15 protein-coding genes and 1 pseudogene are annotated in these 21,221 nt (G+C 47.5%); 12 read left to right on the forward strand and 4 right to left on the reverse strand.

All coding sequences use genetic code 11. The features are described 5' to 3' along the window. Positions 1-72: 72 nt before the first annotated feature. The 9 genes and pseudogenes from BKN38_RS00315 to BKN38_RS00355 form a co-directional block, all read left to right on the forward strand. Positions 73-300, forward strand: a pseudogene (locus BKN38_RS00315) (RNA pyrophosphohydrolase); the annotation flags it as partial. 452 nt (positions 301-752) lie between these two features. After that, positions 753-1,973: an aspartate kinase gene (locus BKN38_RS00320; RefSeq protein WP_066453526.1), complete on the forward strand. Its 1,221-nt coding sequence runs from the start codon at positions 753-755 to the stop codon at positions 1,971-1,973. A 14-nt stretch (positions 1,974-1,987) separates the two neighbouring features. Then, complete coding sequence (locus tag BKN38_RS00325) at positions 1,988-2,557, forward strand: HobA family DNA replication regulator (RefSeq protein ID WP_066453523.1); 570 nt, start codon at positions 1,988-1,990, stop codon at positions 2,555-2,557. Next, positions 2,554-3,204 (forward strand): DNA polymerase III subunit delta', encoded by a 651-nt coding sequence (locus BKN38_RS00330; RefSeq protein ID WP_066453520.1) that lies wholly within the window; start codon positions 2,554-2,556, stop codon positions 3,202-3,204. Before BKN38_RS00325 ends, BKN38_RS00330 begins: the two co-directional genes overlap by 4 nt. A 25-nt stretch (positions 3,205-3,229) precedes the next feature. Further along, entirely contained in the window at positions 3,230-4,657 is a 1,428-nt protein-coding gene (gene folP / locus BKN38_RS00335) for a dihydropteroate synthase (protein WP_070957634.1), read from the forward strand. 109 nt (positions 4,658-4,766) lie between these two features. Next, positions 4,767-6,827, forward strand: a complete 2,061-nt coding sequence (locus BKN38_RS00340) for a hypothetical protein (protein WP_070957635.1) — start codon at positions 4,767-4,769, stop codon at positions 6,825-6,827. A gap of 20 nt (positions 6,828-6,847) precedes the next feature. After that, positions 6,848-8,413, forward strand: a complete 1,566-nt coding sequence (gene proB / locus BKN38_RS00345) for a glutamate 5-kinase (RefSeq protein ID WP_070957636.1) — start codon at positions 6,848-6,850, stop codon at positions 8,411-8,413. Continuing rightward, entirely contained in the window at positions 8,410-9,861 is a 1,452-nt protein-coding gene (locus BKN38_RS00350) for a glutamate-5-semialdehyde dehydrogenase (RefSeq protein ID WP_066453511.1), read from the forward strand. The genes proB and BKN38_RS00350 overlap by 4 nt, the downstream gene beginning before the upstream one ends. A gap of 2 nt (positions 9,862-9,863) precedes the next feature. Continuing rightward, entirely contained in the window at positions 9,864-11,375 is a 1,512-nt protein-coding gene (locus BKN38_RS00355) for a glycosyltransferase family 9 protein (RefSeq protein ID WP_066453508.1), read from the forward strand. Between the two features lie 146 nt (positions 11,376-11,521). Here BKN38_RS00355 and BKN38_RS00360 read toward each other — a convergent pair whose 3' ends face one another. After that, positions 11,522-12,133, reverse strand: a complete 612-nt coding sequence (locus BKN38_RS00360) for a flagellar FLiS export co-chaperone (RefSeq protein WP_066453506.1) — start codon at positions 12,131-12,133, stop codon at positions 11,522-11,524. 221 nt (positions 12,134-12,354) lie between these two features. Between BKN38_RS00360 and BKN38_RS00365 the strand changes: the two genes are divergently transcribed. Both BKN38_RS00365 and mutY read left to right on the forward strand, forming a co-directional pair. Continuing rightward, positions 12,355-15,423, forward strand: a complete 3,069-nt coding sequence (locus tag BKN38_RS00365; protein ID WP_066453504.1) for a UDP-N-acetylglucosamine 2-epimerase — start codon at positions 12,355-12,357, stop codon at positions 15,421-15,423. A 225-nt stretch (positions 15,424-15,648) separates the two neighbouring features. Beyond that, positions 15,649-16,692: an A/G-specific adenine glycosylase gene (mutY, locus tag BKN38_RS00370; RefSeq protein ID WP_233712814.1), complete on the forward strand. Its 1,044-nt coding sequence runs from the start codon at positions 15,649-15,651 to the stop codon at positions 16,690-16,692. 110 nt (positions 16,693-16,802) lie between these two features. Here the strand turns inward: mutY and BKN38_RS00375 are convergent, their stop codons facing one another. From BKN38_RS00375 to BKN38_RS00385, 3 genes are read right to left on the reverse strand one after another with little or no spacing between them, the layout of a single operon-like run. Further along, a complete protein-coding gene (locus tag BKN38_RS00375) occupies positions 16,803-17,513 on the reverse strand; it encodes a hypothetical protein (protein ID WP_066453498.1) in 711 nt (236 codons plus the stop codon). Then, positions 17,500-18,018 carry a hypothetical protein gene (locus BKN38_RS00380; RefSeq protein ID WP_066453495.1) on the reverse strand — a complete coding sequence of 173 codons (519 nt, stop codon included), beginning with the start codon at positions 18,016-18,018 and terminating at the stop codon, positions 17,500-17,502. Before BKN38_RS00380 ends, BKN38_RS00375 begins: the two co-directional genes overlap by 14 nt. 20 nt (positions 18,019-18,038) lie before the next feature. Beyond that, a complete protein-coding gene (locus tag BKN38_RS00385) occupies positions 18,039-19,241 on the reverse strand; it encodes a hypothetical protein (RefSeq protein ID WP_066453493.1) in 1,203 nt (400 codons plus the stop codon). Positions 19,242-20,031: 790 nt separating this feature from the next. Here BKN38_RS00385 and BKN38_RS00400 point away from each other — a divergent pair. Continuing rightward, entirely contained in the window at positions 20,032-21,033 is a 1,002-nt protein-coding gene (locus tag BKN38_RS00400; protein ID WP_066458466.1) for a hypothetical protein, read from the forward strand. Positions 21,034-21,221: the final 188 nt, after the last annotated feature.

Genomic DNA, 21,221 nt, shown 5'->3' on the forward strand with positions numbered 1-21,221 from the left:
TGGTTTTAAGCATTTTGTATTATAATTGCGCTTTTATGTCAATCAGCCACCAAAGGCACAAAGGCAGCCCGAATGAATTCTAGTAAAATCTATCGCCCAAATGTCGCAGCGATTATCCTCTCGCCTAGCTATCCGAGCGCGTGTGAGATATTTATCGGTGAGCGCAGCGATATAGCGGGCGCGTGGCAGTTTCCACAAGGCGGGATTGATGAGGGCGAGACGCCAAAAGAGGCGCTATATCGCGAGCTAGAAGAAGAGATAGGCACAAATCAAGTAGAAATCATCGCGCAATATCCAGAATCTAAAAATGCGGATTCTGCAAACGCTGGGGGTTTGGCGAGCAAAACAGGCGCGGATTCTGCGAGTTTGGCAAAAGCAGATTCTGCCAAAATAGATTCTGCCAGCCTAGATTCTAGCCAAAACTCCAGCGCCAAATCCGCCAGCTTAGATTCTGCCAGCCTAGATTCTGTTTTGCATTCTGCCAAAGCGGATTCTGCCCCAGAATCTAGCTGGATATATTACGACTACCCGCCACATATCGCAGAATCCAAAGCGCCCTTTTGCGGGCAGAAGCAAAAGTATTTTCTAGTGAAGCTAAAAGAGGGCGCGCAAATCGATCTAAACACGCCAGAGCCGGAGTTTGCGCGCTATGAGTTTGTGGCGATTGACAAAGCCTTGCAAAAAATCAGCGGGTTTAAAGCCGGCGTTTATCGCGAGGTATTGGCGTATTTTCAAAAGAAAGGATATTTATCATGCTAATCGTGCAAAAATATGGCGGCACCAGTGTGGGCGACTGCGAGCGCATCGAAAATGTCGCAAATCGTGTGATAGAAGCTACTATAAATCAAGAAACAAAAGAGGCAAATAAGCTTGTAGTCGTGGTGAGCGCGATGAGCGGGCAGACAGACACGCTTATAAACTGGACGAAATATTTCTGCCCTTTGCCAAAGCCGCGCGAAGTGGATATGGTGCTAAGCACAGGCGAGCAAGTCACCGCAGCACTCCTAGCCATAGCACTAGAATCCAAAGGCTACAAAGCCATATCACTCACCGGCGCGCAGGCGGGCATCCGCACGGATTCTACGCATACCAAAGCGCGCATAGAAGAGATAGACACATGGCATGTCAAAGAGCTGCTAGATGATGGATATATCGTCGTGGTAGCTGGGTTTCAAGGGATAGACACAGAGGGCGAAGTCACGACTCTTGGGCGCGGTGGGAGCGATCTATCAGCGGTGGCGCTGGCTGGCGCTATGAAAGCGGATTTGTGCGAGATATATACAGATGTGGATGGCGTCTATACCACCGATCCGCGCATCGAGAAAAACGCCAAAAAGATAGATAAAATCAGCTATGATGAGATGCTAGAGCTTGCCTCCATGGGCGCAAAAGTCTTGCTAAATCGCTCTGTCGAGCTAGCCAAAAAATGGGGCGTGACACTGGTCACTCGCAGCTCCTTCACGCAAAAAGAAGGCACACTTATAACCACAGAGGAGAATATCATGGAAAAACCAATCGTTAGCGGAATCGCACTAGATAAAAACCAAGCGCGCGTGAGTATCGCGGATGTTTTCGACCGCCCGGGCATTGCTGCAGAGATTTTTGGCGCATTGAGTGAAGGCAATATAAATGTCGATATGATAGTCCAAACTATCGGGCGCGATGGCAAAACAGACATAGATTTCACCATCCCACAAACTGAAATAGAGCAGACAAAACTAGCGCTTGAGCGCTTCAAAAAAGATGTGGGCTCTATCGAGTATGATTATAATATCGCTAAAGTTTCCGTGGTAGGCGTGGGGATGAAAAGCCACTCTGGCGTGGCTAGCGTGGCGTTTTCAACACTCGCGAGTGAAAACATAAATATCATGATGATAAGCACAAGCGAGATAAAAATCTCACTCATCATAGAATCCAGATTTGCAGAAACAGCAGTGCGCGCGTTGCATAGCGCATACAAGCTAGACAAATAAAATTTGAGAAAAATATGAGCAAAATAGAGACGACAGATTTTCGCGTGTGGCTGCTAGAATCTATACGCAATGAGTGCAAAAAATGGGCAAATGATCTAGAGTGGCTAGAGATGGAGCGTAGCCTATGGGCGGATACTGCCCTGCGCGCGATAAGGCATATCGCAAATGGTGGCGCGCTTTTGCTAGCGACTGATGAGCAGCGCACTTGGTTTAGGCATTATGCGCTTTCTAGATTCTACTATTCTGGGGTGAGGCGCCCGCTATTGCCGATTTTTCCGCTGAATAATATGTTTCCAAGTGATTTTAACCTGCAAGAATCAAATGCTATTGACATAAAAAATATGCTAGATATCGCCTATGATAAAAACTATATGTTTTGGTATGTGGGGCAGACGAATAATCGCATCGCGGATTTGTGCCTAAGTAAAGATCATGGCTTGTTTTGGCTGATGGATGAGGGGATAAAGGGCGCGTTTTATCTGCGCGGGAATGATGAGTTTTTGGATTATAAGCTTATTGAAATGCTGAAATTGTTTGAAAAAGCGGCGTATGCTTGCATCATCGATCAAGTAGTGCCAGAATGAATCACATAGGCGAGATAATCCTAACAAACGACATCTCACAAGAAATCGCGCGCATAGCCGAGCCGCTAAACCCAAGCCTCGTGCGTATCTATGAAGAAAATGAGCTAAAAATAAAAAGCGTGCATGAAATAATCGCTGAAGCCTTCATCGCCAGCAGCGAAACAAAAACCATAATAATCGCCGCGCACTCTTTCCGCAACGAAGCGCAAAATGCCTTGCTAAAGATTCTCGAAGAACCGCCAGAAAATGTGAAATTTATCCTCATCGCGCGCAACAAAACGGCATTTTTACCCACCATCCGCTCGCGCCTTTTGCTAAAAGATATGCGAAGCAAAGAGCCCATCGCGCCCTTTAGCCTAGATATAAACAAGCTTTCGCTATCAGATATTTATAACTTCATAAAATCGCTCTCCCAAGATAGCAGTGATAATAAAATCTATGGCAGGGCGCTTGTCGCATCGCTGCTGGATGCGGTCTTTCGCAGCGGGTTGCGGCTAGATGAGGATGAGCTAAATATGTTTGATAATGCGTTTTTGGAGCTTGAAAACTATCGCAGGAAGGAGTTTGTGCTGCTGCCGCTGCTGCTTATGGTGTATCAAAAGACGCGCCCAAATAAGGTGCAAATGGGAGCACAAATGGGGCGATAAAGCATATCTCACAAAAAGGGGCAAAATGAAAACCGCTGATAAAAGCAATAAAAAAGAAAAAAATAAAAAAGCCAAAAAAAGTGCGGAATCTAAAAAGGTGGATTCTAGAAAAGTAGAATTTAAAAAAATGGATGCCAAAAAAATAGATTCTAAAAAAAATAAAAAATCATTAGAATCTAAAATCGCTTGCAAGCGTATTTTGCCGGCGTTTTTGGATGATGCGCTAGAATCCATAGCGTGTGAAAAAATGGGTGTGCGCATCATGCGCTCCAAAGGCGAGATACTGCTTTTCATCGTAGAAAATCTTAGCATTTCAGCGCTTATGATCCTAAAGCAAGAGCTGCTAAGTGCGGGCGGCGATCTCGCCACGCCAAGAGAGGCGATACTTTGTGAGCGCAAAAAATACCGCGCGCTTGTGATAGCGACAAAAGCGCAGCTTGCGCGCGTGATAGAAAAATGCAAAATCCAGCCCTTTGGGCTAAAAGTGCTCGCCTTAGCGTTAGAGTCGCATGTGGATTCTGCTTTTGCCAAGCGCGCCAAATATCAAGCGTTTGAAATCCTAGAATCCACAAACCAAAACCACGCCAAAAACGCAGAATCCGCGCAAAAAAACGCTTCGCAAAAATACATAACGAACGACGACTACATCTACCGCGCACCCCTCATCATGCCTATCATAAACCTCACGCCTGATAGCTTCCACGCACCATCGCGCAAAACTAGCGCGCAAGCGATAAGCGATATAGAGAGCCTCATCGCACAAGGCGCGACACTCATAGACATAGGCGCCGCTAGCGCGCGCCCGGGCAGTGAGCTTATCGATTATCGCGAAGAAATCGCGCGCATCAAAGAAGTGTGTGCGTTTATCAAAAAAGAAAAGTTGCATAAAAAGGCCTGCTTTTCTATCGATACCTACAACCCAGAATGCGCGGATTATGCGCTAGATTCTGGATTTGAGATGGTGAATGATGTGAGCGGGATTAGCAACAAGCAGATGTTTAAAGTCATCGAGCGTTATCGCGCGCAGGTGGTGCTGATGCACTCGCGCGGCACGCCAAAAGATATGGCAAGGCTCACGAGCTATGATGATTTGATTTTGGATATTGATGCGTTTTTTGCGGAGAAAATCGCGCGGCTGCAAGATGCCAAAGCAAGCGCTATCATCCTAGACATAGGCTTTGGCTTTGCCAAAGATGTGCGACAAAATCTAGCACTTATCCAAAACCTAGAGCATTTCAAGCATTTTTCCCTGCCACTGCTTGTAGGTGCTAGCAACAAAAGCACGATAGGCGAAATCACCGGGCAAAAAGCCACGCAAGATAGGCTTAGCGGCACGCTGGCACTGCATCTAATCGCGCTGCAAAATGGCGCAAATATCATAAGGGCGCATGATTTTGTGGCGCATAGAGATATGCTTAGAATCTATGAGGCATTAAGAAAAAGCGCGCTATAATGCGGGATTATTTGCGCGCTTGGATTTTTAGATTTTGGCGCAATTTTTGGATTCTCGCATGAGCAGAATCCAAACACCATTTTGTAATTTTACGCATCAAGGAGATGATATGAAAAAGCTTTTGCTGTGGATTTTGGGTATTTTGCTAGGACTGCTTTTGCTTATATATATTCTTGTGTTTAGCCCCATAGGCAACGCTATCTTTAAGCCCATCATCCAATCACAAATCGACAAATACTCGCCCCTGCCGCTAAAGCTTGAGACTTTTTCGCTTGGGCTTACTTCTACTGAAATCATCATCAAAAACGACCCAAAACTTATCATCACGCTAAAGGGCGATTATAACCTTTTCACGCTCTTTATCGACCTTGGGCTAAATGTCGATGCCAATGACATCTCACTTTTTGGCGATATGGTGGGCGTGCCGCTGGCTGGGGCGTTTGAAGTGGATTCTAGTGCTAAGGGAAAGGTGTTTGAGACGCTTGAGATAAAGGCAAAAAGCGACATCGCAGAATCAAACACCACGCTAGATATCACGCTTGATAATCTAACGCCTACAAAGATTTTTGCCGACATCAGAGCGCTGCAAATCGATGAGGTGCTAGCGATGATAGGGCAAAAGCCATATATAAATGGCTCGCTTGATTTAGACGCGGATATTTTAGGCAAAGTGGCGAAAAACGAGCAAAACGAGGATGCGCTAGAGTTTGATGGCAAGGCATTGCTAAAAATCACAAATGGCAGCTTCTCACAAAAACTCATCGCGCAAGATTTTGACATAAGCGTGCCAAAGACAGATTTCACCACCACTTTAGATGCGATATTTAACATGGATAAAGTCACGCACAAATTTGCCTTTAACTCAAACATCGGCAGCATCACTTCTAGCGGTGCGACAACCATAGCAAACCTAGCCACCAAAAGCACCTATGGGATAAATCTAACAGACATCAGCGCATTTACGCCCATCATCGGCATGAAAGTGCGCGGTGCCTTTGCGACAAATGGCAACATCATCGGCGATATGAATGACCTAAAAATCTCTGGCAAAACAAATCTCGCAGATTCTGCCACCACCTACACCGCATCACTCAAATCTTTTGCGCCGGAGAAAATCACTTTTGATCTGCAAAATCTAAAAATCGAAGAGCTGCTTTATATGCTCTATCAGCCCATCTACATCACCGGGCGCGAGAATGCCAAAGGCGAGATATGGGATCTAGATAAAGGCATAAGTGCAAGTGTGATCTCCACGCTAAAAGGCACGACGCAAAATGCCGCTATCAAAAAAGAGTTTGACCTAGATATGCCAAATACGCCTTTTTCTTATGCATCCGAGGCAAATATCAAGCGCGGCGTGGGCGAGGCGAAGTTTGTCTTTGATTCTGGTATCGCGCAGGTAAATCTGCCAAAAATAGAGATAGATATCAACAAAATCGATATCAAAACCCCCTACACCGCCAAAATCCCAAATCTCAAAAAGCTAAAATTCCTAACCGGAATCGAGCTAGCGGGCGCTTTTGAAGCAAATGGTAGCGCGCATATCGCAGAATCTATACAGGCGGATTTCCACACTACAAGCCTTGGAGGCAGTGTCGATGCGCTGCTTAAAGGCGATGATTTCACCGCGCAGATAAAAGAGCTAGATCTCGTGTCATTGCTAAAAATGGCGCAATATCCGCAAGTATTTAGCGCAAAAGTAAATGGCGATCTAGCTTACAATATCGCTAAAGAAAGCGGGAATCTAAAAGCAAAGCTTTCAAGCGGCAGATTTTTGCAAAACAAGCTCACCGATGCGCTAAAACAATACGCCAAGTTTGATGCGACAGGCTTGATATTTAATGACATCGCGCTAAATAGCGATATTAAAGGCATGACGCTAAACTCTAGCCTTGATATGAAAAGTGGCGATTTTGCGATGAATGGTGAAAATATCAAAACCGACCTAGAAAAATCCACTATCAACGCCAAGCTAAAAACCGCGATAAAGGGTGATAGCGTGGATGTCAATATCAATGGCGCGATAAACTCGCCAAAAGTGGATATAGATTTTAGCAAGCTGGTGCAGAAAAAAGCAGAGCAAGCCGTGCAAAAAGAGATAGAAAAGCAAATCGATAAAAACCCCGAAGTGCAAAAAGCAGTGGGCGCGCTAAAAGGGCTGTTTAAATAATAGCCTATCGCTAAAATGCTATGAAATCACGCAAAAATTCTCTAAATACAAGCGCGCAGAATCCAAAGGCGCAAAGTGCGGGCGCAAAGAATCCAAAGCGCGCAGAATCTAAAAATATAGATTCTAGCGTGACGAAAAAAGCAGAATCTAAAAAGGCAAAAATACTAGAATCCAAAAAAGCGGATTCCAAAAATATAGAATCTGGTATTTTAGATTCTAGTTTGGCGCAAATCTCACGCCAAGCGCTACACACCCCACAAACGCTTATCATAAAAATAGGCAGCTCGATTCTCACACAAGATTTTGCAAATAATAAAGCAGAATCTAGCGCCCAAGCAGAATTTAATAACAAAGCAGAATCCAACAATAAAACAAAATCTAGCTCGCAACCCGCGCAGAATCCAAACAGCCAGCAAACTCCACAATCAGCACAAGCTCCGCAATCCCAGCAAATCCCCCACGCACGCGAAGTGCAAAGCCAATACCTAGCAAGCCTCGCTAGCCAAATCGCCAAGCTAAAAGAGCAAATCCCAAACATCATCATCGTCTCTTCAGGCGCGATAGCAGCGGGCTTTAAGCTGCTAGGATTCCCCACGCGCCCAAAAGACATCGCCGATAAGCAGGCGTGCGCTGCGGTGGGGCAAGCTAGGCTTATGTGGCAGTATGATGAGGCGTTTGGCGCGCATGGCATACAAGTCGCACAGATTTTGCTTACCAAAGATGATTTGGCAAATCGCAAGCGATTCTACTACGCGCGCACCACGCTAGAGCGCCTACTCGCGCTTGGCGTGATACCTATCATCAACGAAAACGACAGCCTCCTAGTCGATGAGCTCAAATACATCGAAACCTTTGGCGACAATGACAATCTCGCCGCGCTCGTGGCTGGCATGATGGATGCGGATTTGCTGCTTATCCTTAGCGATGTCAATGGCCTATACACAGCCGATCCCAGCAAAGATGCGAGTGCTAGGGCAATCCATGAAGTAAGCGATATAGATTCTGTCCTGCCGCTGGCAAAAAGTAGTAGTTCAGGCGTTGGCACTGGCGGGATGAATTCAAAGCTAAATGCTGCGAAAAAAGCGCTAAAAATGGGCTGTGATGTCGCGATAATCGGCGGCAGCGACACGAGCAATATCAAGCGATTTTTTGCCAAAGAAGTCATCGGCACTTATTTCAAAAGCCAAGAAGGCGGTATCAAAAAGCGCAACCTTTGGCTCGAATACGCCACCATACCAAAAGGTGCGCTGACCCTTGATGAAGGCGCTACCATCGCGGTAAAATCGCGCAAAAGTTTGCTAGCAAAAGGCGTGATAAAATGCGAGGGCGAGTTTCACGCGGGCGAAGTTGTCGCGCTTCTAGATTCTAGCGGCGCGCAGCTTGGCGTGGGAAAGGCGCGATATAGCGGGGCTGAAGTGCGTAAAATCATCGGCAAAGACTCCAAAGAGTTTGCCGCTATCTTAGGGCGCACGCTAGGCGATGAGGTGGTGCATAGTAATGATATTTCGATGAGCGAGAAAGTCGCTAGGGATTCTGCCAAAACAGAATCCGGCAAAACAGAATCCGCCAAAAAGGCCAGCAAATGACAAACGCCAAACAAAGCACGCCAAACACACAAAACATGCCAAACCACGATATGCACGCGATTTTAAAACAAGTCAAAGATTCTAGCAAAATCCTAAGCCAAATCGGCGCAAACGGCAGAAACGCGATACTCGCGCGCATGAGATCGCTACTAGATGAAAGGCGCGACAAGATAAAAGCGCAAAACCAAAAAGACATCACCACCGCCAGCGCGCGCGGGCTAAAACCCTCGCTCATCGACAGACTGCGCCTAGATGACAAGCAGATAGACGCCATGCGCCAAAGCATCGCAGAAATCATCGCGCAAGATGAAGTCGTGGGCGAAGTCATCAGCGGCAGCGTGCGCCCAAGCGCGATACGCATAGAAAAGGTGCGCGTCCCGCTTGGCGTGGTAGGCATGATATATGAGTCGCGCCCAAATGTCACCATCGATGCCGCCGCGCTCTGCATCAAATCCGCCAATGGCGCGGTGCTAAAGGGGGGCAAAGAGGCGCGGCATTCCAATGCGATTTTGGCGCAAATCATACAAGCGGCGTTTGGCGAGGTGCTGCAAGAATCGCGCGACATTTTCCCTATCCGCTGCCTCATAGATTCTAGTCATGAGGATATTTTAGCACTCCTTGGCGCGCGCGGACTCATAGATGTCGTGATACCGCGCGGGGGCGAGGGGCTTATCGATTTTGTCATAGAGCATGCCAAAGTGCCGGTGGTGATGCATAATAAGGGCGTGTGCCACATTTTCATAGATTCTAGCGCGGATGAAAAAATGGCGCTAGAGATTTTCATCAACGCCAAATGCCAAAAACCAAGCGCTTGCAACGCCTGCGAAACGCTGCTGATACATAGCGACATCGCGCAAAGGATTTTGCCAAAGCTCGCTAGCATAGCGCGCAAAGAGGGCGTCGAGCTTCGCGTATGTGAAAAAAGCCTAGCGATTTTGCGCGAGTTGGGAGAAGCTAAAGTGCTAGAATCTAAAGCGGGAGAATCTAAAATGCCAGATTCTAAAATGGTGGATTCCAGCGCTTCAGAATCCAAAGATTTTAAAGATTCCAAAGCGCCAAATTCCAGCGCACAAGATTCCAGTGCGCGCGCTTGTGTCATCCCAGCCACTAGCGCAGATTTTGGCTGTGAGTTTGGCGCAAAAATCGCAAGCGTCAAAGTCGTGGATTCTATGGATGCGGCGATCGCACACATCGGCGCGTTTGGCTCGCAGCACAGCGAAGTCATCATCACCAGCGACTACGCGGCGGCGGAGCGGTTTTTGGACGCGGTGGATGCGGCGGCGGTGTATGTCAATGCCTCGAGCAGATTTAGCGATGGCGGGGAGTTTGGGCTTGGCGCAGAGATTGGCATCAGCACGCAGAAGCTGCATGTGCGCGGACCTATGGGCGCGCGAGATCTCACCACCACCAAATACAAAATACGCGGCAATGGCGAAATAAGGGCGTAGGCGTGGCAAGCGGCGGGATCGAGTCTAGGGGCGCAGAATCTAGCGCGGCGGATTCTAGCGCAGAATCCAAAAGCCAAAAATGCAAAAGCGCAGAATGCGAAATTATAGAATCCAAAAGTTTGGCGGATTCTGGCGCGCCTTGCCCGCAAAAAATCGGATTCTACCGCAGCGCATTTATCGGCGATAGCGTGGTGGCGATACACGCGCTATACGCGCTTTGCAAGCTCTACCCGCGCGCGCAGATAGTCGTATATACCAATGCTGAAGGCGCGCAGATTTTTAGCCAGCTAGCAGAAAAAGTGGCGGATTTTGGCGCGGATGCAAATAGCGCAAGCTTGGCAGAATCTACAAAATCGCTAGAATCCACAAACCCCGCAGAATCCAGCAATCCTATAGAATCCCAAACATTATCAGAATCCAAAAAACCTGCAGAAACTAAAGAAGTGCAAAATGCTAATTTTTTAGATTCTGATAATTCCCTAGATTTCGCAAATTCTAATAGTCATTTAGATTCTGCCGCCCCAGCTGATAGTGTCGCGCGAGCATTTGCGCGCGAGCATTTGCGCGATTTTTCGAGCCGCTTTGTGTGCGTCAATACCGATGAGATGAGTCGCGAGGGGCTTGCGAGCCATATCAAGCGCGAGGCGTTTGAGTGCTTTTTGCTTACCCAGCCAAACCGCTGGCGATGCGCCCTCGTGGCTTCTAGTGGCGCAAGGCGCATCATCACTTTTGCCACCGCGCGCAACGCGCTCCAGCCGCGCTTTGAGAAGGCGTTTTTCTCGCGCGCATTCTCGCGCATCACCTATCGCGAGGCGCTGCTAAAGCTTGTGCGCCGCATCGATGTGAGGCATTATGACAGCCAAATTTCGCGCATCGATTTTGCGCGTATCACCTTTTGCCAAGATGCAAAATCAAATGCAAAAATCTCGCATTTTATTGACAATATTGCGCGTCAAGCCATGCCGACTACAACGCAAGTCGCCCCTGCCACACAAGCCACAACGCCAGCCACGCCAAACATCATCTGCATAAACCCCTTTGTGCGCTCAAGCCCCACAAACCTTAGCCTAGAATCCTACGCTGCGCTGGCTACGCGTTTGGCGGAGCGCTATAGGCACATTATTTTTGTGTTTATTAGCTTTGCTGGCGCGCCGAGTCTGCCAAAGCTTGTTAAAAGCCTGCCAAATATCGCGATTTTTGAAAATGACAAAAATTTGGCAAATCTTATCGCGCTTCTGCGTGCTTCAAGTGCGCTCATCAGCCCAAGCACGGGCACGATACATATCGCAGATATGCTGCAAGTCCCTACCATTGGGATCTACAGCCCAAAAGATATGCGCCTGTGGTTTGGGGCAAATATGCGAAAGGATTTTATGCTCGTGCTAAAAAAGCCGCTGCAAAAAATGCACGCCGATGATGAGGCTAAAGCGCTAGAATCTGCTTTCACCACAGCTATTCACGCGATAGATAATTTGGCAATAGACAACTTGGCAATAGATTCTATAGTGCTATAAATCTAGATTCTGCCTATAATAAATGTTAGCGCCACGCCAGTCCTAAGTATGCCTAAACGCCAAAATCTAGCCAAGCCCTCCAAAATTATAAAAATTAAATGCTCGTCAAAATTAAACGCTTGCCAAATCAAACGCCCGCAAAGTCCCTAAAACATCTTTTTAAACACATTGGGATCGAAATCCACCACATCGCTTACCACCACCTCTTTTTTGCCAAAAAGCCGCTCTTGCGTGATCGCCTCGCTTATCACGCCAAGCTTTTCAGAAATCTCGCTAAGCTTATCTTGCACATAGCCCACAAACCCGCTCACATCGCCTCGCTCAAGCAAAGGCATGGGCGAAGGGTTGTCAAACTCGATGCTTTGCGCGCCCACCTTCGCGCTTAGCACCGCGCCAAATAGATCGCTCCCCATAAATCGGCATTCCGCGATTTTTTGCTGGATTTGATGTATCGCGAGATTGCGCGCGTTTTTATCGATAGGCGCAGATTTTGCGATATGCGCGGATTCTGCGCTATGTGTAGATTCTGCGCGCGCTGCCAGCCCGCCCTCATCTTGCAACCCACCAGATATGTCAAGCATCTTTTTCAGCGCGATTTGGAGCGTCTGAAGCGCGCCGGCAAGCTCGTTTGCGCTTTTGATATCCTCGCCAAAATTCTGAATCCTCTGCGCCTTGCAAAGCGGGACTTGAAACTTCTGATCCAGCCCAAACTCGCCCACATATTTTTTGAAAGTCTCAAGAATATCTTTTTGCTGCATTGTAGCCCTTTGTCGTAGATTTTGGCTAGATGAAGCATTTTTTGTTCCTTTTTGGCTTTGATTTGGCTCTAGTTTTGGCGTTGATTTTACCTTGATTTTTGTTCTAAATTTGTTTTGGCGCTCGGCGGTTATTTCTGTGTTATTTGTGCTAAAATCACGCAGAAATTAGACCTGCTAGAATCTAAAATTTTAAAATCCAACCAGAATCCAAAAGGCGCGCCATGCCAAAAACCGACAAAACTGCCAAACTAAACAAAACCGCCAATCCCGAAAAAACACCCCTTGTGCTGACTATCATCGGCGCGCGCCCGCAGTTTGTCAAAGCAAAAATCCTAAGCCTAGCGCTCGAGCGCGCTGGCATCCGCGAGGTCATCTGCCACACGATGCAGCATTACGACTATGAACTAAGCGGGGTGATATTAGAAGAGCTTGATTTGCGTCCCGTGATGCTAAGCGTCGCGTGGCAAAATGTGGCGCAAGTGGATTCTGGCACAAATCCCACCCGCTCAAAAACCACCACCCGCAACATCGCGCGACTATGGGCGATGAGTGAAGCGATTAGACGCGAGATTTTGGCGAAAAAGCCTGATTTTGTGCTGGTGTATGGCGATACGGATTCCACGCTTAGCGGTGCGTTTGCTACGCATCTTTGCGGCGTGCCGCTCGTGCATGTCGAGGCGGGACTGCGTAGCTATGATGCCGCGATGCCAGAGGAGCGCAATCGCGTGCTGGCTGATAGGCTCGCCACCCTGCTTTGTGCGCCAAGCGAGCGCGCACGCGAGAATCTAGCGCGAGAGGCTAGAGATGGGGCGCTGCGCGATGATGCGCGCATTTTGCTAAGTGGTGATGTGATGTTTGATGCGAGCCTTTATTTTGCCAAACGCGCCACGCCGCCAAATATCACGCTGCTAGATTCTGCCAAAAATTTCGCGCCTAGTCGTGCGATCTCATGGGATGAGTTTCAAAAAATGCTAGCAAGTTTAGCAGAATCTAGCGCGATAAAATTAGATTCTGACATATCAAAATCAGATTCTAGCGCGCGACAAAATACGCCTAGCAATGCCAAAACTCCGCGCTTTGCCATCGCTACGCTTCATCGCAATACCAACACCGATGACGCCAAAAAACTGCTAGAAATCCTAGAATCCCTAGCCAAAATAAGCTGGCATTTGCCTATACTTTTCCCGCTGCATCCACGCACCGCACGCGCTTTGGCAGAGCTAGAATCTAGCGCGGATTTGGATTTTGATGCGGATTTGGGCTACATGGCGGACGCTGCCCTTTTGGATTCTGCTTCCCCAGATTCTACCTCTTTAGATTCTGCCCCTTTGGATTCTAGTTTGCGCGCCAAACTAGCGCGGATAAAAGAGAGCGCGATATTTTTCTGCGCGCCGCTTTCGTATTTTGGCATGCTATTTTGCCTGCAGCGCGCCGCGTGCGTGATGAGTGATAGCGGCGGCTTGCAGAAAGAAGCCTACTTTTTTGGCAAACCGCATATCACACTGCGCGAAAACAGCGAATACACCGAGCTTTCAGGCGTGCATATACTAGCCAACACGCAAAAATCCATACTCGCAGCGTTTGCGCGCGTTGCCAGCGAGATTAACGCGCAAGTGGATTCTAAAGATTTGGATTCTGGCGATTTGGATTCTAGTTTGGCAAAATCTGGCTTGACAGAATCTAGTTTGGCGGATTCCAGCGCACGCGCCACAAAGCCGCGCGCCACGCCCTTTGGCGATGGCAACGCATGCGACATCATCGCCAGCGCGATATGGGAGCTATATGAGAGAAAAGGAGCGAAAATGAACGCTAGAGAGAGCGCAAACGCCGCAAACGCCGCAAACGCAGAGAATGCAGAGAACGCCGATAATAGCGCAAATGCAAACAAAAGCCGCGCGCAAAGCGCACCCGCCAGCGCCAAACGCCCGCGATTTGGGCTGATAGGCGTGGGCGGATACATCGCGCCGCGCCATCTCAAAGCCATCAAAGAAGTCGGCGGGACGCTCATCTGCGCGCTAGACATCAGCGACTCGGTGGGGATTTTGGATAGCTATTTTCCAGAGGCGGCGTTTTTCACGCAGGAGGCGGAGTTTGTCGCGTTTTTGGACGCGCTTAGTGGGCGGGGCGAGTGGCTAGATTTTATCAGTATTTGCACGCCAAACTTTTTGCATAAGCACCACATCGCCATCGCGCTAAATCACGGTGCGAGCGCGATTTGCGAGAAGCCTTTGGTGCTAGATATAAGCTCTTTTGATGAGCTAAAAGCGCTAGAATCCGCCGCGCAAAAAAGGGCAGAAAAGGCGAAAATAGATTCTGCGGATTTGCTAGATTCTGGCACGCATCCTAAACCGCGGGTGTTTGGGATACTCCAGCTTAGGCTGCATGAAAGCATCATCGCGCTAAAGCAGCGCATCACGCACGAGCTCGCGCAAAATCCGCAGCAAATCTACCAGCTGCGGCTGCGCTACATCACGCCGCGCGGGCGGTGGTATGGCGCGTCTTGGAAGGGCGATGCGCGCAAAAGCGGGGGCATTGTGTGCAATATTGGTGTGCATTTGTTTGATATGCTGCTGTTTGTGTTTGGCGCGTTTGCGCGCAATGAGATGCGTGGCGCTAGCGAGACGCGCGCGAGTGGGGTGCTAGAGCTTGCAAATGCGCGCGTGGAGTGGCTGCTCTCGGTAGAAAGCGATGATCTGGCGGCGCATAGGGTGGAAAACACGCAGGACGCGGAAATCGTGGAATCTAGCGCGCAAAATGTGGAAAATACGCGGGGCAATACGAAAAATGTGCGAGGTGCGGGATTTGTGGATTCTATGGATTCTGGGGCGGCAGGCATAGATTCTGGCGCACAAAACCCGCGTGATATGGATTTTCTGGATTCTGGCAGGACAGGCGTAAAAGCTTTGGATTCTGCTAGCGCTTTAGATTTTGCCAGCACCTCGAAATCTGCCAATCTTGCGCGCACTGATAGCCACCAGCCACCAGCCAAAAAAGCGCTGCGAATACTAGAATCCATCCCGCAAGATTCTACCTCCACAAGAGATTCCGCCTCCACAAGCGCGCCAAAAGCCCTTAACGCGCAAGACAAAGCGCCAAATCCACCAAGCACCACGCCGCGCGACATGAGCGAGCCTTTATCATTTGATTTTTCGCAAGGATTTGAGGATTTACACACCAAAAGCTATCAAGAAATCCTAGCGGGCATGGGCTTTGGGCTAGATGACATACGCGCCTGCATCGCCCTAATCGAGCACATCTCAAGCCAAATAAATCACATAAACCCAGACTAGCCAAATCGCGCATATAAAAGAGTTGTTTTAGTCCGTGTTTGCTACAATGCGCTGGGTTTTCGCGTTTTTGCGTTTATGGCACTTTCGCGTTTATAATGCTTTTAGCACATTTCCCACATTTATAAATAAAAGGCAAAGATTATGTATGCAGATTTTGCATTGAGTTTGGCGCCCGCACTTAGGGTATTTTCTGCGTATAAGCGCGCGTGTTGCTAGGCTATGTCTTTGCTTTTTTCTTCGTTGGCGTTGGTGCAGCAGCGGATTTTGGAATGGTATGAGAAAGCCGGGCGCAAGGAGCTTCCGTGGCGCAACCTTAGGCGCGATGGGAGCGAGGCGTATGGCGTGTATGTGAGCGAGATCATGCTGCAGCAGACACAGGTTTCGCGCGTTTTGGAGTCTTTTTATTTTCCATTTTTGGAGCGTTTCCCGACTTTGCGCGCACTAAGTGAAGCGCTAGAATCCGAGGTGCTTTTGTCGTGGCAGGGGCTTGGCTACTACTCCCGCGCGCGCAATATGCGAAAGTGCGCGCAGATTTGCGCTAGGGAGTATGGCGCGCAGCTGCCCGCAGATGTGGATGCGCTAAAGCGGCTGCCGGGCATCGGGAGCTACACGGCGGGCGCGATTGCGTGTTTTGGCTTTGGGGAGAGTGTGGGGTTTGTGGATGCGAATATCAGGCGAGTTTTGGCGCGACTTTTTGCATTGCAAAATCCGAGTCAAAAAGAGCTCGAGAGCCTAGCGCATCGCCTGCTAAATAAAAATGCAAGTTTTGAGCACAACCAAGCCTTGTTTGATTTGGGCGCGCTTATTTGCACGCCCGCGCCGCGTTGCTTGATTTGCCCTTTGAGCGAGTTTTGCCAAGGCAAAAGCGCGCCAGCGCGATACCCGCTAAAAACCGCCAAACAATACGAGAATCTACATCTTAAGCTTTGCATTTTTTATGCGCGGGATTCTGTGCGGGATTCTACGCAGGATTCTCGCGGCATTTGCTTTGCGCTTAGAAAGGCGGAGAGTGGCTTATATGCGGGGCTTTATAATCTGCCGCATTTGGGGGATTTTTCACCCGCACAGCAAGCCAAAGCGCGCTATATCGGGGAGTTTAAGCACTCTTACACGAAATACAAAATCACCGCCTCTGTGTATGCGCTAGAATCTAGCAAAGATTCTAAAAATCCTGCGAATGATAGCTTCACTTTCGCGCATTTAGGGGATCTGCTGCCGATTTCAAATCTCACCAAAAAGGCGTTGAAATTTGCAAATGATATTTCTTAAATCTCTTAAAATATCTCGCTTACGATACATCATCTGCAAAATGTATCATCCACAAAAACATCATCTGCAAAACGCGCCACGCATCGTCTGCGCGGCTTCAAAGCGCCGGATTACTGGAATTTATACAAAAGGATTTTGTCCTGCATTTGGTTGTAAGATTCTATGTCGCCGAGCTGGAAATACATTTTTGCTAGCTCTTGGAGTTGCTCTATATTTGGTGTAATACTTGGCGCAGTTTGAGCTGTATTTTGACTAACCCCATTTTGACTATTTGGCGCGCTTTTATCAGCATTTTTGCTAGCACTTGCTTGATTTTTATCCAAGCCTTTTTCTATGTCTTTTAGCACTTGCAAGGCTTTGACAGTATCGATTGTCTGCGCTTCATCTTGCGTGCCTTGCGTAGAATCTAGCCCATCTGATTTAGAATCCAGCCCGCTTTTATCTTGCGCTTTTTGCGTTTCTTTGGCATAGATTTTGCTTAGATTCTGCTTTGGTAGCAAGGATATGAGCGTATTTTTATCGCTTGATAGTTCATTTTGAAGCTGTGAGATTCTGATACTTTCTAGCTTTGGATCGTTTTGCTTGAGGTGCGCTAGGAGTTGTGATCGCGCATAGATTTGCGCGCGTGCTTGTCCTTTGGCATCAGCCTCCTTATCCACAATACGCGTGCAAATCACAAAATACTCCTGCCCCTCCAATGTTTGCTCTAATACCTTAGAATCCTTGCCCTCGCATATTTGCTTAGCCTTTTCAAATGGCGCGCCTTGCAGTATCACTCCTAGCGCGCAAAGCAAAAGCGCGCAAATCCTAGAAGTCTTCATATTTTTTGCTTGGCTTTTTTGGTTTCGCGTCACGATTCCAGCCTAGTGTCACGCGCACGACTTTTGAGCTTTTATTTACCTGCGTTTTTATCGTTACGACATTTTTGAGTATAGCTTGAGATTGGATGCTGATATTTTGCGTGAGCGTATCGACATCTTTTTTACTGACACTTGCTGCACCTTCAGAGCTTTGCTCGCTTAGGATTTTGCTTAGCTGTTCTTGGGATTCTTGGGGTTTGATATCCTCGCTTAGGTATTTGCTGATATAGGCTTTGGCGGATAGCTCGGCTTTGGTAGTGGCTTGGCGTATATCTTTAGCATCGCCGAAATGATAGCTTGCCTCGCCGATAGAGATGATACGCGTGATTTCTTTAGTCTGCGGGTTTATGACGATTTCATTTCTTTGCACGCCTAGCGTTTGTATATCTTCAAAGTCATCAGCGAGCCCTACGCTCACACAGCATACAAAAAGTAAGGCAAAAAGTTTTTTTGAGGCGTTTTTCATGGTGTCTCCTTTTGGGTGTTTTATCTAAGGGGTTCTGCGAGCGAAAATGTCGCTTTTATCGAGCCAAGTCTTTCTGCCTCCTCTTGCGTGAGATGAATTACCATCATGATATCTGGTGCATCTACGAGAAATTGGCCTCTACGGGGCACTAGGTGGTAATTTGGACTATATGATCTTGCACGATAGGTGTCTCTTCTCTTGCGGTCAAGTTCATCAAGTTTGCGTATATCTATATGGAATTGAGAATTAACTACATCTAAACGGTCTATTAGGTCTCTACCATCAAAAATTCTCGGTGCATATGGAAGTTCATAGCCTTTTTTGTCAAAAAATCTAATCCGCAAATTCCCTCCCTCAAATTTCCACAGCTCTGATGACACATAGGTTTTAAATAAATCATCAAGCCTCAGACTCCACAATACTTGCAATTCTGGTGTAAGGGCATAAAATCTTATGACATCACTATAAAGAGGAATTCCCACAATCTGATTCTCGGGAGCATAGCATCCTTTGCTACTATTATCTCCACTATCACAAACCTTCCCTACGCTAGAGAGAAGCTTTTTTACACCCTCTAGATAGCCTTCTTGGTATTTTGCCCGCAGTGTCAGCACATAGGCTTTATAGTCTAAGCGCTCTGGCGTTCGAAATCTGCCACACCAGCCCTCTCTCTCACGACAATATTGATAAACCTCCGTAAGCTCTAATGGATCAAATGTCAAAATCTTCGTCTCCCATGCCTCGCCACTTTTTAGTGGCTCTATGACGGTGTCTTGAAATACTGCTTTGAAGTCCTCTAGTTTTTTGTAGCTTTCATCGACATAGACTTTGAAATTACCAGAATCTAGATTTCTAACATCGACATTGAGATCTTTTAGCACACCTACAAGCTTGCCATCTTCTATCTCTACTTGCGCTTTGACTTCATAGAGTCCATGCTCGTTTTTGTGAGCGGAGAGCTGTTTGTAGTCTAGCACATAGGCGTTGCTAAAGCCGACTATTTTTTCATTGAGATTCTCATCTTCTAGCACTTGTTTGGTGCGGACATATTCGCCCATAGATTCTCGCACAGCATTGGCTATGGCATCTTTTTTGGCAGCTTCTAGACTCTCGCCTATGCCGATGACTTCTGTCGTTATGGCAGCATGTAGCCCTTGCAAAAAGGCGAAGGCAAAAAGACAGGCGCATATTTGCGCGCGGAATGTTTTATAAAGAGTTTTCATCAATCACCTCTAAATATGGTTATAGAGTTTGCAAATAGCAAGTATTAGCGCGCCACGCAAATCTGGCGCGAAACTGCAATCTGCGAGCATTTATACAGATGAAGCGATGGTATCAAGATTTCAAAAGCCTCATAGCTTACCAAAAAGGCTAGAAAATGATAAAAGCCAGTCGCAAAATCCACAAAAATACAAAATCCATAAAAATAGCGGAGTATTATGCCCCCCTAAAAATCTGCTTAAAAGTAAAAATTCGCGCGCAAACATAAATAAAATGCAAAGGGTCAAAATGTGAGGAAAAGAAAATATCAAGCAAGCTAAAATGTGGAAGCCAAAATGTAGGCAAACCAAAATGCGAGCAAACCAAAATATAAAAGCCGCGCGTGCCAGAAGGCAAAAGCACGCAAAATTTGGTAGATTCCGCGCTTGCTACGCAATGACAACTTGGTATTTTTGCGCTTTTTTGTCATTGTCAAAGAAATGCTTTGACAATCCAAAACTGCCTTCCGTCATTGCGAGCGGGCTTGCACGCGAAGCAATCCACTTGCGCGCCAGAAATTTGTTTTAAGCTATTTCATATTTTTACAAATTTGGTTAAAATCCCGCTTAGAATTTTTGATTAAAATATTTGGATTCTGGTTTGTCGCGCGAGGCTATGGCTAAAATCTCCTAAAATCTCATAGAAGCTGTGGCTCAAATATCACAAAGGCCGCAGCTAAATACCACAAAGCCAAAATCTCGCAAAAGGCATCAGCGCAAGCCAATCCATTAGCTAGCAAACAAAGGAGCAAAAATGAAATTTAAGTATTACGCGCTGTTTTCGCTGCTGTTTTTTATCGCGCTGTTTGGCGGGGTGTATTATATCACGATGGAGCGCTTTGATATAGGACTTGGGATCAGCCTCCCTATCGCGCTTTGGGTGGTGCTGGCGGTGGTGATATTTTTTGTTTTCACGACTTGTTTTTTTGCTTTTGAGTGGGTCAAAACGATGCTAAACAATCGCAACGACGCCAAAGACGCAGAATCTATAATCGAGCAGATTCTCTTCCAAAACGCCGCTGAAAGCTACGCGCCACCGCGCATCAAAGACGATGAGCTAGCACGCATCTCAAGCGCGCTTTTGCGCTATGAGCTTTCACCAAATCTAGCGAGTCTAGATTCTGGGAATGCGCGCGTGGATAGGATGTTTGAGCTGTATAAAAGCATCAATATGGGCGCGTTTGAGGATTTGCGAAAATTTAAACTCTCGCCAAATAATCCTTTTGTGCTGCAAAACTGGCGCAACTACGCGCTAAAGGGCAGTAAAAACGCCTTTGAAATCCTATGCGATGCGAGCAAAGATATGGAGCTGCGCCGCTTCGCCTTTGGCGTGATATGCGATGCTAGAAAAGAAAAAGACATATACAAGGCGCTAGAAGTGAGCGAATGCCTCGAGCCAAAAATGCTACAAAAGGCGCTTTTCGCACTAATCGAGCTTGGCGAGAAGCTAGAATCTGGCTTTGTCGCAAAGCTTTGCAAAGAAGCAGCATTCGCGCCCAAAGACTATGTAGAGCTGGCGCAAAAGCTTAGCGGCAAACTATCGCCCGATGCCTTGCTAGCACTTTTTGCCGCGCTCTCAAGCGCTGATGAAAAGGCGCACAAAGCCTATGTGCTAGCCCTTTTGGAGCTAGAGATGATAGCAAAGGCTGGCGAGGAGCTCAAAGGCTTCGCCGATGATGAGGCGCAAGGGATCCGCGCGTATATCGAGCTAAAGCGCGCTGGTAAAAGCTACCCGCTAAGCGCGTTTGTGGTGTAGGCACCGGGGCGGGATTTGTAATATTGGGAAATGTTTATGGTGTAGGCGCTGGGGCGGAGCGTTTGCTATGTGGTGGAATATTTGTGAGCGGCAGAATATTTGCGAATATGTAAGCGCGAGGCGGATTCTGGCTAGATTCTGCAAAATAGCACGCCAAAATATATAAAGATATATAAAATTGTCATTGC

The sequence above is a fragment of the Helicobacter sp. CLO-3 genome, assembly GCF_001854545.1.
Classification (GTDB): domain Bacteria; phylum Campylobacterota; class Campylobacteria; order Campylobacterales; family Helicobacteraceae; genus Helicobacter_B.